At 31.9% G+C, this 12,662-nt stretch carries 15 protein-coding genes; 4 read left to right on the plus strand and 11 right to left on the minus strand.

The window, feature by feature from the left end; translation table 11 throughout:
- Positions 1-140: 140 nt before the first annotated feature.
- From ABD816_RS13045 to ABD816_RS13055, 3 genes are all read left to right on the plus strand, one after another.
- A complete protein-coding gene (locus ABD816_RS13045; RefSeq protein WP_344928006.1) occupies positions 141-1,223 on the plus strand; it encodes an adenylate/guanylate cyclase domain-containing protein in 1,083 nt (360 codons plus the stop codon).
- A gap of 109 nt (positions 1,224-1,332) precedes the next feature.
- Entirely contained in the window at positions 1,333-2,454 is a 1,122-nt protein-coding gene (locus ABD816_RS13050; RefSeq protein WP_344928008.1) for a hypothetical protein, read from the plus strand.
- Positions 2,426-3,277 carry a tetratricopeptide repeat protein gene (locus ABD816_RS13055; RefSeq protein ID WP_344928010.1) on the plus strand — a complete coding sequence of 284 codons (852 nt, stop codon included), beginning with the start codon at positions 2,426-2,428 and terminating at the stop codon, positions 3,275-3,277. Before ABD816_RS13050 ends, ABD816_RS13055 begins: the two co-directional genes overlap by 29 nt.
- A 171-nt stretch (positions 3,278-3,448) precedes the next feature.
- Here ABD816_RS13055 and ABD816_RS13060 read toward each other — a convergent pair whose 3' ends face one another.
- Positions 3,449-3,610 carry a hypothetical protein gene (locus tag ABD816_RS13060; RefSeq protein WP_344928012.1) on the minus strand — a complete coding sequence of 54 codons (162 nt, stop codon included), beginning with the start codon at positions 3,608-3,610 and terminating at the stop codon, positions 3,449-3,451.
- A gap of 293 nt (positions 3,611-3,903) precedes the next feature.
- Between ABD816_RS13060 and ABD816_RS13065 the strand changes: the two genes are divergently transcribed.
- A complete protein-coding gene (locus ABD816_RS13065; RefSeq protein WP_344928014.1) occupies positions 3,904-4,506 on the plus strand; it encodes a YceI family protein in 603 nt (200 codons plus the stop codon).
- Positions 4,507-4,807: 301 nt separating this feature from the next.
- On the opposite strand, the gene ABD816_RS13070 is transcribed toward ABD816_RS13065, so the two are convergent.
- The 10 genes from ABD816_RS13070 to ABD816_RS13115 form a co-directional block, all read right to left on the minus strand.
- Positions 4,808-5,350: a 4'-phosphopantetheinyl transferase family protein gene (locus ABD816_RS13070; RefSeq protein WP_344928016.1), complete on the minus strand. Its 543-nt coding sequence runs from the start codon at positions 5,348-5,350 to the stop codon at positions 4,808-4,810.
- Entirely contained in the window at positions 5,351-5,605 is a 255-nt protein-coding gene (locus ABD816_RS13075; RefSeq protein ID WP_344928018.1) for a phosphopantetheine-binding protein, read from the minus strand.
- A gap of 14 nt (positions 5,606-5,619) precedes the next feature.
- Complete coding sequence (locus tag ABD816_RS13080) at positions 5,620-6,894, minus strand: beta-ketoacyl-[acyl-carrier-protein] synthase family protein (RefSeq protein ID WP_344928019.1); 1,275 nt, start codon at positions 6,892-6,894, stop codon at positions 5,620-5,622.
- 94 nt (positions 6,895-6,988) lie between these two features.
- Entirely contained in the window at positions 6,989-7,438 is a 450-nt protein-coding gene (locus ABD816_RS13085; RefSeq protein ID WP_344928021.1) for a 3-hydroxyacyl-ACP dehydratase FabZ family protein, read from the minus strand.
- 18 nt (positions 7,439-7,456) lie between these two features.
- On the minus strand, positions 7,457-7,930 hold the full coding sequence (locus ABD816_RS13090; protein WP_344928022.1) for a hypothetical protein: 474 nt from the start codon (positions 7,928-7,930) through the stop codon (positions 7,457-7,459).
- A gap of 177 nt (positions 7,931-8,107) precedes the next feature.
- Positions 8,108-9,160, minus strand: coding sequence for a type III polyketide synthase (locus tag ABD816_RS13095; protein ID WP_344928024.1), 1,053 nt, complete (start codon positions 9,158-9,160; stop codon positions 8,108-8,110).
- 19 nt (positions 9,161-9,179) lie between these two features.
- The gene (locus ABD816_RS13100; RefSeq protein ID WP_344928026.1) at positions 9,180-9,890 is read right to left on the minus strand and encodes a methyltransferase domain-containing protein; all 711 of its coding nucleotides are present in this window, start codon (positions 9,888-9,890) and stop codon (positions 9,180-9,182) included.
- Complete coding sequence (locus tag ABD816_RS13105; protein ID WP_344928027.1) at positions 9,881-11,011, minus strand: NAD(P)/FAD-dependent oxidoreductase; 1,131 nt, start codon at positions 11,009-11,011, stop codon at positions 9,881-9,883. Before ABD816_RS13105 ends, ABD816_RS13100 begins: the two co-directional genes overlap by 10 nt.
- Before the next feature lie 265 nt (positions 11,012-11,276).
- Positions 11,277-11,936, minus strand: coding sequence for a YiaD family glycine zipper/OmpA-like lipoprotein (locus ABD816_RS13110; protein WP_344928029.1), 660 nt, complete (start codon positions 11,934-11,936; stop codon positions 11,277-11,279).
- A 12-nt stretch (positions 11,937-11,948) separates the two neighbouring features.
- A complete protein-coding gene (locus ABD816_RS13115; RefSeq protein WP_344928031.1) occupies positions 11,949-12,632 on the minus strand; it encodes a YiaD family glycine zipper/OmpA-like lipoprotein in 684 nt (227 codons plus the stop codon).
- Positions 12,633-12,662 lie beyond the last annotated feature (30 nt).

Consider the following 12,662-nt stretch of genomic DNA (forward strand, 5'->3'; position numbering starts at 1 on the left):
ATCTTAAAAAAACTCAATCTTTATGATAAAAATGAACCCTATAAAATATGTTTTATGGGGTTCATTTTGTTAAAATTAAACAAATCTACGTAGGACTACTAATTTTAGAATTATTTTACGGTATTCTTTTAAATGAAACTATGAATCGAAACCTAAAACGATACCTACAACATCTATGGAAATCTGTTCTTTTCTGGGCCAGTGTTATGGGATTGTATTCCATTTTTAGATATTATGGAATTGACGAAGAAGAAGGTTTTACTGTGATCAAAGAATTTAGTGGAAATGAAGGAACTTTACGCGCCTTAATGGGATTCACTAGTATTGGGATCTTAATTGGAATTGTATATGCTAGTATTGATTTCTTTTTTGATAAATATTCGTCTCATAAGATATCGCTGGTTTATGAGCTTGTGATCAGAACATTGTTATATTTCGTGACTACTATTGTGATATTTACAGTCATTATGGATTTGTTTTCTGATCTCTATAATCTCAATCTGAATACAGATCGAGGATGGTGGAAAAAAAATAAATCATTTTGGGCGACCATTGTATATATTGTTTTAGTTTCTTTTGTATTCTCCTTCATAAAAATAGCAACTGAAAAATTTGGGAAAGGTGTATTTCTAAAAATGTTATTAGGAAGATACAGAAATCCACAAGAAGAGAAACGTATATTTATGTTTTTGGATCTCAAAGATTCTACGACCATCGCGGAGAATCTTGGTCATTTCAAATATAGTCAGTTTATACAGGATTGTTTTTATGATCTCAATGAAGTGGTGCCTAAATATGAAGCAGAAATCTATCAATATGTAGGTGATGAAGCCGTATTGAGTTGGCCATATAAAAAAGGGCTCGCCAATAATAACTGTGTTGATCTTTTTTTTGCATTTCAGAAAGAAAAACAAAAAAAATCAGAATATTATCTTCAAAAGTATGGCATCCTTCCTGTTTTTAAAGCAGGATTACACGGAGGTTTTTTAATGGTAACAGAAGTTGGAGTAATTAAAAAAGAAATTGCCTATCATGGTGATGTAATCAATACTTCTGCTCGTATCCAGGCGGAATGTAATTCACATAAAGTACAGTTATTGATTTCTGAAAAATTACTACAGGATTTACATTTAAATACCAATTTAAACGTTACTTTTTTAGGAAGTGTGTTATTAAAAGGAAAACAGGAAGAAGTAAATATTCATACAATTAATAGGGTTTGATTTTTTATCTTTTTAAGGTCTGTTTCCTGCTATCTTTTTGAATGCTTCAGTGACTACAACTCTTTTAGGTTTCAAAGTCGTATTTTTATACTCAAATCAAAGAATAACTATGAAAGCAAAAATTATCTTGCTACTTGTTTCTATGTCTTTCCTATATTCATGTATGACTACTGTTAATCAAAAGGATGATTTTTTGCCTACTCATGAAACGCTTAAAAAAGGGATTATATACAAATACTACTACTCCACTTATTCTAAAGAAACTAGCAACACGAAAACAGATGTACAATACAATTACCTTAAAATGGTGAATGATAGTGTGTTTTCTGATACGCAATACAATCCTGCCTTTCGTATTGAAAAAGAAGCCTTCTATCAAAAAAGGGGACCGATTTTAGAAGAAATTAAACGAGCTTTTTATATTTATAATAGTGACACCATTCCTGTGTCTCATCAAGGGACTGCTGATTTTCTTACTTTTGGTAAAGATACTATTCAGTATACTTCAAAAATCATTAGTAATGATTTTTCCAGAACCCGAGAGCAATCTTCACATGTAGTTAAGGACACTACCATTAATTCTAAACCTGCTAAAATAATTCATAGATTAATAAAATATATTGTCTTTGATAAAGAAATCCCTCAGGATACAATAATTACAAAAGTAAGAGCCATTTATATTAAAGACTTTGGATTATGGAAATTGAACGCTGAGAATAAAAAATCTAAGAATGAATTAATACTTGTAGAACAAATACTACCAGAAAAATTCGAGCAATTAGCATCGCATGTTATACATCGGGTAGGTCATATTAATTTTGAGCAGACTTTAGATAAAGATAAAGAGTTAGAGTTATGTTTTTCTCACAATAAGATTAATGATTATTACAACGGCGGACAGGATCGCGGTGGTTATATAGGAGGAAAAGGAAATCTAAAGAAATATATCAATAGTGTATTAGACTCTGATAAATTAAAAGATGAATCAGGTTATTTGGGTTTTAGGTTTGTAATTAACTGCAAAGGGAAAGCAGGTGAATTTTTGCTCAATGAAGCTGGTTTTGACTACCAGAAAAAGAATTTTAATAAAGAAACCACTCAGCATTTATATGAGATTATTTCAAGTATACCACGGTGGTCACCCTGTATAATACGAGGTGAAGAAAGGGATTCATACGCTTATGTAACTTTTATATTAAAAAATGGAAAAATTCAGGATATTTTACCGTAACACCATGCTGGTTAGTTTGCTATTACTAAGTGCTTGCCATCAGGAAGAATCGTTGTATAAAAGAGAATTTACAAATAAAGATTCAAAAATATACGCGAGGCAGTTTATCAATGGACTCAATACACATTATTATCAGGGAAGCCCTGAGGAACATTTTCAGATACTTGAAGCAAAAAAGTTAGATTCAACTTTTGCTGATATCTATAGAGAAATGGGAGCTTCTAGGGTAAAAAGAGGGTTGATTACCCAATTTTATGAAACCTATGGTAAAGCAGTTGCTTATGATGCCGAATCATGGCAAGGATATCGTGGATATCTGTATCTATATTTTTATAGGGATTATGATCGTGCTATCCAGGATTATAATACTCTGGATGCACTTACACCTGATTTTGTAGATTATCCACAATCTGAGAATATTGATTTTTCCAGAGCTGTCTGTTATCTTATGAAAAAAGAGTATGACAAAGCACTATCATATTTTGAAAAATTTTTTGAACATGAAATAGAAGCTGACAATCTGGACTATGTACAAAGTAGGGCTTTTTTGTTTCACGGAATTACATATTATAACATGGGAAATATAGAAAGAGCACTTGAAAAAATTGACCTAGGTATACAACATAATAAAAATGCAGATCTCTTGTATTGGAAAGCAAAAATATGGAAAGAATCCGGAGGTAAAACATCTGAAATTTTTCAACTTCTGAAGGAATCAAAAAAATTAATGAAGCAAGGTTCTAATAATAGAAGACCTTATGTAGAAGAGTTTTATCAAACATATATTGAAGATATTGAAGAGATGATACAATCTATATCTTAATAAATTAATTATGTCTATTTTATCAAGTTTTAAGTTAAATCAATATTCTAAAAGCAAATACTTACTTAGGGTTTAGTATCTGTTAAAATATAGGCACCAGTATTTATAACCTACATTTCAATAGGCTCAGCACTCATAATAATGGAAACCTGACAATAACAATTTAACACCTCAATGATTAATATTGTTAGGAACAGACAGCTCTCCATCCCCTTCTACAATAAACCTATCTCTTTTAGATCCATATCCAAAATTAGAAGACCTCCGGTAGTTGGTTTGAAAATTGGCATATTTTCTCTTGATTCTCGCTTTTTTTTGATTTGTTGATTCCATCTTCACATATTGTTTCAATTAATTAGTTACTTGATTATTAATAAATTTACTTTCTAAAATAGAATATTTTTGACATATTATCTTCCTACTTAACATCAAATTATAAATATTTCAATTATTTTTAGGAGTATCTAGAAGAACTTATTTTAATATTCTGATAGTTAAAAGTGTTCATCTTACGATTAAAATAAAAATATGAACTATGTATAAAAATTAGTATAAAGGTTAAAAGTATTGGAATGATTATTGATTATTATTATATTTCAAATCCCAAAATGCTTTATCTTTTTCTAATGAAAATATATATCAGTTTTATTATTATAATGTGCACGATTCAAATGAGTTATAGTCAGTTTACTAACGGTAATCTGACTGAAAACCCTAGACTTTCTGATGGATATACAGGACATGAAGAAGCATTGATTAATGATTTTATTAAACTCGAATTTGATACTGAAAACTCTAAAATTTCTTTTAATTTTATTTCAGAAGATACTGAGGGTACTATAGGTGGTCTTGATTATAAGATTTCTTTCAGTCCGGATAACCCTGACAATGCTTATTTTAGAGGGTCTGCACTTGTAAAAACTTTAGATACTGATAATTTTTTACGAGATGGTCATCTGATGTGGGAAAAGTTTTTTTATAAAAGTAAATATCCAAAAATTGAATTTGCTAGTTCTCAGGTTGTACATTTTGGTAATAATAACTATAAAGTAATAGGTGATTTAACTATTAAAGGAGTAACAAAAGAAGTTATTATCAATTTTATGCTTGATACTCAAAAGCTTTTAGGTAAAACTACTATTTACACTAGTGATTTTGGGGTTAATATTCACGATAAACGTGATCAAAACAAATTGAATATTGTCTTTGATTTTCCACTCCTACGGTGATTAATAGTATATTTTACTAATTCATATTATATGCTTTCGCCATTTTTTCAGAATTACTTGCATATATATTTTGCAACATTTCTGATTTTTTTATGCGTACAACTTTAATAAGAACATCTGGTTCTGATTCGTTTTTTTTAGTTATAAAGTGATTTATCATACCGTAAGTTTAAGATGGATATTATACTTTTATTACGAAGATAAATGAATATTAGTTTATAAACATGGGTATAAACACTGGATTATTAAGGAGTTAAAAACCCTGTTTCTAAGCCTTTTTTGAACAAAATTCTTATAAATATTAGATAGAGATAGCATAGGCAGCATAGCCTCCATGACCTGTATAAGAAAAAGGAATGGTCGTTAAAGTATCTCCTATTTTGATCATAGGAATCCGGTTATCATCTTTTTCTAAGGAAATTGTAGAGGTAGTCACTTGGAACCAAGATGAAATAAATTCAAATAGCTCTTTTTTATCGTGAAAATCTACCTTAGCAAAAGCCTTAGAATTATACGCTACCGCTGCTTGATGAGCAATTGTGTGGATATAATTATCTGTTATTTCTGAATGAGTTATATATTCATTGTTTCGTATAGTTACTGTCTCATCAATGCAGATAAAATCTATTGGATTAAATCTAGGCGGATGTAAAAAAAGTCTTTGATGTGCCTTGTAGGCCGCTTCTTTCATACTCCATAGTTTCCATACAGTCTGATCTGGGTTTTGTGCAGTATAAATCTCTTTTTGCTCAGATATAGAACAAATTTTATCCAGCCAACCGCGCCTACGCCAATTACTTTGTATACGAGCAAGATGGAGATCCACAATATCATTGCCAATCATTTATTTAGCCGCTAATTTGTCTTGAATCACTTCTAGAGAAGCTTTTACTGTCAACATTTTATCCATGTCTTCATTATCAATTTCAATACTAAACTCATCCTCTATATCAAGAATAATATCTACCAAATTAGCAGAATTAATCTCCAAATCTTTTATAAAATCCGTTTCCTCAGAAAGTTTTTTTAATGCTTCTTGATTTTCTACAAAAGGCTCAATTATGCCTTTTAACTTACCTAATATTTCTTCTTTTGTCATATAATTGTAACGTACTAAAATTTTTTAAAGATAATACATGCATTTACATCTCCAAAACCAAAACTTGCCTTTGCGATAATATCTACAGAAGTATGAATTGTTTTTGTTGGGATACGTTCTCTACTAACAATAGATACTATATCGGGATGTACATCTTCACAGTTAATATTACCAAATATAAAATCTTCTTTTAGTTGCAGTATAGTTGCTACGCTCTCGATACTTCCAGAAGCAGCAAGGCAATGTCCTACTAAACTTTTTAATGAATTGATATATGGAAAATTCTTTCCTTGTCGATCTAATGCTTTAGACCAATTAATGATCTCATCCGTATCTTTTGCAGTAGCAGTAAGATGTCCATTAATCACATCAATATCACTCGTTTTAATATCTGCATTTTGTACTGCTTGTTGGATACATTTCTGAACAGCTAAAGGATTAGGAGCTGTCATGCTTCCCCCATTACGTTGTCCACCACTATTTACGTGACCACCTAAAATTTCTGCATATATTGGGACATTTCTTTTTTGTGCACTTTCCAGACTTTCTACAACAAGTGCTCCTGCCCCACTACCCGGGACAAAACCAGAAGCTGACGCACTCATAGGTCTTGATGCTTCTGTAGGATTTTCATTATAAGTATAGGGTAATATTCTCATCGCATCAAATCCACCCCAAACATAGGGTCCACTATCACTGGTGCTGCCTGTTAATATAATTTCTGCTTTACCAGTAACAATACGGTCATATGCCATTAGAAGTCCTTCTGTACCTGTACTACAAGCAGATGAATTGGTGGTAGCAATGTTGCCGCAACCCAATATTCCTCCCAAGTATGCACTAATACCACTTGCCATCGTCTGTATCACAGAAGTACTACCTAGCCTTCTAACCTTACCATCATCTACTTTATAAATTGCTTCTCTAAATTTGTCTACGCCTAATATCCCAGTGCCAAAGATAACGCCTGCATCCCATAATGCTTCTTCTTTTTTTCCGGGTATAGCTAGTCCGGCATCTTTCCATGCATCTATACCTGCAATAACTCCATATTCAACTCCAGATGCATTTAACCCTCTTAGCTGAGCACTATTAAAGTAATTGTTTAAATATTCTTTATTATATATCGGTTTTCCAGCTATTTGACAAGAAAAATTAAGCTCTTTCAATTTTTCAATATGACGAATACCACTACTACCATTTCTAATCGCTTGATTAAATGAAGCTACAGTAATTCCATTAGGCGCGACAATTCCAAGACCTGTGATAACAACCCTTCGTTTTTTCATGTAATATATATCAGAGAGATAAAAGTGTCTGTTGACAAGGACCACTTCTCCCCTTTTGGTTTTAGTATTAATTTCACTAATGAATATCCTATTCTCATTTATTATCTTTATGATTCAAAACCATACCCGCAATAACACCTTTTGCAATTAACTTATCTTCAGTATTATACAAAGCAACCTTGCATTTTAATTTATGAAATCTAAAATATTCTTTCTCAGAAACAACGGTTACAGTTTCACCAGGAAGTACAGGTTTATAAAATTCTATAGCATTACTACTCATAGCGATACCAGGTGCATCATTTTCGCTAAATGTATTTAAAAGAAAAATACCCAAACATGCAACACCAATCTGTGCCATAATTTCTGTTAGAATAACACCCGGAGTAATAGGATTACCTACAAAATGGCCTTCATAAAAATATGCATCCGGGCGTAAGGTATATCGTCCGGTCACACCATCAGAATCTATATCAATAATCTTATCTACAAATAAAAAAGGTTCTGTATACGGTAGTTTTTGTATAATTAATTCTTTCTCCAAAGTTTATGTTATTATTTGTTAAAAAGCACACCCATCTGGTAATGGTTCTTCTGTGACCACGTCAATAGCAAAATCAGTGTCTAATATATGCTCAGTGAAGCCTACTGAGACACTCCCTTTATAAACAACACTTCCATATCCATTTGTATTCATATGTGCCCTGATATAAACTACCTGTTCTTTAGTTATAGCCACAGGACCACCTGATCTGGTAAAAGGTTGATCATCTACGTGACTATGCAGTAAAATCCTTCTATACAATAGTTCTCCTTCTTCTGATAAAACCTCCCACCAATCTGCATACTGATTACATCCCAGATCAGGACTCTTTACTGTTACATTAAATATAAAATTGTTTTCTTCACCGGTTACAGAAACATTGGTCACAACCGCCTTCGTTTCTTGTTCAGAAGAGGTATCATCATCATCCGTATTTGTCTTAGAATCATCAGCACAAGCTGTTAATGAAAAAAACAGACATAATAAATACATAAGCTTATTTTTTGTTTCCATATAAATTATAAATTAAGTTTATTGACAATCGTCTGATCCAAAGAATTTTTCAAAAACCCTATGTCTAAGATATCTATTTTATCATTGTTTTTTAACACTTTATTTTCAAAAAAAAAATTCTCATACATTACAACAGATAATCAAATACAGATTGACTTACCATTCTAATAGTATTCTCTGAGCAGAAAATCCAGGGCCAAAACTCAGCATTAATCCTAATTCTCCCTTAGCAGGCTTTTTATTCATAAATCGTTCCAGTACATACAATACTGTAGCACTACTCATATTACCAAAGGATCTCAATACCTCTTTAGTATCTTCTATATTTTTTCCCAAATCACTAAAAAGAGCTTCCACGGTCTGTACAATTTTTTTTCCTCCCGGATGAAAAATTAAATGATCTATATCTTCTATAGTTTTTCCATGTTGTTTTAAGAAAGGATGTATAATATCGGGAAAATGATCGGCAATTTTTTGAGGCACCTCTTTATCTAATATCATTTGTAACCCACCATTAGTCAACTTAAAACCCATCATAGTCGTAGCATCATAAAAATGGTACATAGCATCTCCAATGATTTTAGGTCCCACAGCTTCAGGTTCTGAAGATAATAAAGTACATGCTGAACCGTCACCAAAAATAGCGGCACTCACAATATTGACCATACTGTAATCGTCTAATTGAAATGTGGCAGTAGGAGATTCTATAGCAATTACTGCAGCTCTTTTACCAGGATTTGATTGTAAAAAATTTCTAGCATATATGATTCCGGAAACACCAGCAGCGCACCCCATTTCTGTCACAGGAAGTCTCACAATATCCTGACGAAGTCCTAAATCATTGATTAGATATGCGTCTAGAGAAGGAATCATAATTCCTGTGCAACTCACAGTGATTATATAATCAAGTGATGTTACATCCCACTCGGCTTGATCTAATGCCTTCTTAAGGACATGCTTTCCTAACTTTTTTACTTCTCTACTATAAATGTCATTTTTTTCTTCAAAAGAAGTTGCCGTAAAAACTTCCTCGATACTCATAATCCCATATCGCTTATCTACAGCGGCACTTTCGAAAATCTTTAGAACTTTTCTTCTGAATCGATCTTCCTGACCTGTCATCCATTGAGAGACAAAGGGTAGTATTTCTTTAGTACTTCTTTCATATTGTGGCAGCGCTTTGGCCACGGTAGTAATTTTTACACTCAAAATTTTCCTCTTTTTTGTATTACATCTGTATAATCCAGCGATATCTAAATGCCCATTTCCAATCCAACTGATAGCTATGAAGGTTCAATTCTTTTGCTAAATTCATTAATTCTATTCTTTTAAAACCTCTTTTGATCGATACTAATCCATCATGTTTAGCAATATGTCCTTTAATAAAAAAGAAACTGAATATTTTAAATAAGAAATACGCAATACTATTTCTATGTAAATCATTAATTATTAATGATGTAGAAACTAACTCTTTACTTTTATATATTACATTTTTGATTTCCTCATTTTTCATATGATGAAATGTCAAAGTGCATATCATAATATCACAATAAAGTTCTTCTTTGGTAAGAGATATAAACGATTTGTTATAATACGAAATCTCAGGGTATAAGACGCTTAATTGCTTTGATCTTAACACACATTTATCATTAATATCCAGACCAATTAATTTTACTTTAATCTTCAATTTTCTGGCTTGATCTGCAATCTGACGTAACATTTCCCCATCGCCAGAACCTAAATCCACTATAGTCCATTCTTTTACGATCATAGCTCTAGCTATCTGCTTAAAAACTGCATTGATGGTAATTCCATTACCACCAAGTAGTTTATTTACTCTGGATACATCGGATAGTGCAACATCCAGGGCTTTCTGATCTACCATTGGATCATCCATGAGCTCTTTTTCTTCGCTTCTATTTGTTAAGTTTAAGAACATATAAGAGGTTTACCATGGGTTTGATTAATAATTTTTGGTACTATCCAAGGGGATATATTTGCTATGGTATGAGCAATTTCCTGAAACCCCTTATCAATTAATATTTTTTGTAACATTCTACCTGTATATAAACGTTTAGAAAAAGTTAGTTTCCATTGATGGGTATATTCCTTTTCCAGTTCTAAACGAGAAAATTCATGATTACTGTAATTTTTTACTAAAAGTGTGCATAGAATCTGAGCTGCCTGAATTGCCATTGCCATTCCATTACCGCATAATGGGTGAATAAGCCCGGCTGTATCACCAACCATAAAAATATGATGCTCCACTGCCTTTTTTTTTGTAAAATTAATCTGACTTATAGTAATCGGTTGATCAAAAACAGGTTCTGAATTCTTAAAGAATGACTGTAAATGAGGATTTTTACACATCACCTCTTTTTGAAAATTCTCTATATTCTTATATTTTTTAAAACTTGAATAATTAACCAGATAACAGGTATTAACCCTATTGTTTTCAACCATGGAAAGCCCGGCATAACCTCCTTTAAAATTATGTAAAGCTACTGTGTCAGAATTAAAATCTGCCTTATAATGTGACTTTACAGCAAGCCAAGATGATGCATTAAAACTAAATTTTCTATTTAATTTGCGATCTAAAATAGATCGTTTTCCATATGCTCCGATAACAAAATCAGCAGTTATAACACCAGAACGAGCAGTTTTTACCATGAAACCTTTATCATCATAATCAATATCGTCTACCTGATCATTAATTAAGTGCACTCCAAGTATTTTTGCTTGATTCCATAAATAATGATCCAAAACAAATCTACTTATTCCAAACCCGCCTAAAGAAAGCTTACTTTTTATTGTTTTACCCTGAGCGGTGCTAATTATAAATTCTGTAATCCTGGAAGGTTTTAATATATCCAGATCAAGATCCAAAAACTGTAGGTATGGCAGTACTTCATTGGATATATATTCTCCACAAACCTTATGTTTTGGATATACATTTTTTTCTATTAGTAGTACAGGTATATCTGCTTTAGCCAAATGAATTGCACTAGTTAATCCAGATAAGCCTCCTCCTACTATAACTATGTGTGAATGCCCAATCATTTATGGAAGATACATAAATTTAGTTCTTAAAAAAATTCTATATATATAGTTATAGAATTTTTATCAAAAGAATTCCTTGAGGCGCTACCTAAAGTATAGCACATAGAATCAAGGTAAAGGAGTCATACACTACAATTATCTGAAATAAAAAGCTTATTAAAAAATGGAGTTCCTTGTTTTACTAATAAAAAAAGGAATAAAACACCTTACATACAGGGTATTTTATTCCTTATTATCTGTTTATACAAAAATAAAGAAATACTGATTAATTTTTTACCACTGCATTAGGAGTAATAGTTACTTCTACTCTTCTATTCCCTTCTCTTCCTTCTGGAGTATCATTTGTAAATTTAGGTTCATATTCACCAAAATATTTTATGGTAAAACGATCTTTATCCGCACCTTGAATAATTAAAAAATCTCGTACAGCTTCTGCACGCTTTTTAGAAAGTGTTAAATTAGCCTCATCATTACCCACGTTATCCGTATGTCCTGCTATTAATATCTTAGTTTCTGGATACTCAATCAGAATATTTGAGAATTTTTGTAATGCTTCTTTTGAACTTATATTTAAATCATATTTATTAGAATCAAAATATACACCATTACTTTCATTAAAAACAACATAGATTTTTTCTTCTACTTTTTCTACGGCTACAGATGGGAGTTCTTCTTCAATCTGTTTTACCTGCTGATCCATTTTACTACCAATATATCCTCCGAGCGCAGTACCTAATGTTCCTCCCAATAGGGTTCCATAGTCATTATCTCCTGTATCGATAAGACTACCACCGATTGCTCCAACAGTGCCACCTACCATTGCTCCTACTTCGGCTTTTTGTAAACTTTTACAACTTGTTGCTACTATAATCAATGTTGCTAAAAGATATATCCAGGTATGATTATTTTTTTGTGATTTCATCATGATAATCACAAATTAATTATCATCTGATTGTACTTTAACAGCATTAGGAGATATCTTCACCTCTACTCGTCGGTTCTTTTCTCTACCTTCAGGAGTATCGTTAGTAGCTTTTGGATTTGATTCTCCATAATATTCAACAGTGAACCTTCCTTCTTCTACTCCTTGTCCAATTAAATAATCTCTTACAGATTCTGCACGTTCTTTTGATAACTTAAGATTAGATTCTTCCTTGCCCTGACTATCTGTATGTCCGGCAATTAAAATTTTAGTCGTTGGATATTCAATTAAAACGTTAGACAATTTTCTCATCGTTTCTTTTGTAGTATCATTTAGAACAGACTTTCCACTGTCAAAAAACACTCCATTACTCTGATCAAAAACCATATAGATTTCTTCTTCTACTACTTCAACCTCTACACTTGGTATTTCTTCTTCGATTTTTTTAGCTTGCTGATCCATTCTATTACCAATCATTGCTCCTGCAGTTGCACCCACAGCTCCACCAATCATTGCTCCTAGCTCACTATTACCATCACCTACATTATTTCCTATAACTGCACCTGCTGCAGCACCCGCTACACCTCCCACAATAGCACCTAATTCTGCCTTTTTTAATGTATCACACCCAATGAATGTTATAAAAAGTAGTAGTAATACGGCATTTTTCTTTATTCTTAAAATTGTAGTATACCCCATGTTTTCTTGATTTTTTGTGTTTTTTTATTG

This window comes from Aquimarina addita (assembly GCF_039539305.1).
GTDB classification, from domain to species: domain Bacteria; phylum Bacteroidota; class Bacteroidia; order Flavobacteriales; family Flavobacteriaceae; genus Aquimarina; species Aquimarina addita.

What these genes read in the sequence shown, in the direction of transcription:
- ABD816_RS13045 (WP_344928006.1), top strand. Translation starts at nt 141, where the DNA reads ATGAATCGAAACCTAAAACGATACCTACAACATCTATGGAAATCTGTT.
- ABD816_RS13050 (WP_344928008.1), top strand. Translation starts at nt 1,333, where the DNA reads ATGAAAGCAAAAATTATCTTGCTACTTGTTTCTATGTCTTTCCTATAT.
- ABD816_RS13055 (WP_344928010.1), top strand. Translation starts at nt 2,426, where the DNA reads ATGGAAAAATTCAGGATATTTTACCGTAACACCATGCTGGTTAGTTTG.
- ABD816_RS13060 (WP_344928012.1), bottom strand. Translation starts at nt 3,610, where the DNA reads ATGGAATCAACAAATCAAAAAAAAGCGAGAATCAAGAGAAAATATGCC.
- ABD816_RS13065 (WP_344928014.1), top strand. Translation starts at nt 3,904, where the DNA reads ATGAAAATATATATCAGTTTTATTATTATAATGTGCACGATTCAAATG.
- ABD816_RS13070 (WP_344928016.1), bottom strand. Translation starts at nt 5,350, where the DNA reads ATGATTGGCAATGATATTGTGGATCTCCATCTTGCTCGTATACAAAGT.
- ABD816_RS13075 (WP_344928018.1), bottom strand. Translation starts at nt 5,605, where the DNA reads ATGACAAAAGAAGAAATATTAGGTAAGTTAAAAGGCATAATTGAGCCT.
- ABD816_RS13080 (WP_344928019.1), bottom strand. Translation starts at nt 6,894, where the DNA reads ATGAAAAAACGAAGGGTTGTTATCACAGGTCTTGGAATTGTCGCGCCT.
- ABD816_RS13090 (WP_344928022.1), bottom strand. Translation starts at nt 7,930, where the DNA reads ATGTATTTATTATGTCTGTTTTTTTCATTAACAGCTTGTGCTGATGAT.
- ABD816_RS13100 (WP_344928026.1), bottom strand. Translation starts at nt 9,890, where the DNA reads ATGTTCTTAAACTTAACAAATAGAAGCGAAGAAAAAGAGCTCATGGAT.
- ABD816_RS13105 (WP_344928027.1), bottom strand. Translation starts at nt 11,011, where the DNA reads ATGATTGGGCATTCACACATAGTTATAGTAGGAGGAGGCTTATCTGGA.
- ABD816_RS13110 (WP_344928029.1), bottom strand. Translation starts at nt 11,936, where the DNA reads ATGATGAAATCACAAAAAAATAATCATACCTGGATATATCTTTTAGCA.
- ABD816_RS13115 (WP_344928031.1), bottom strand. Translation starts at nt 12,632, where the DNA reads ATGGGGTATACTACAATTTTAAGAATAAAGAAAAATGCCGTATTACTA.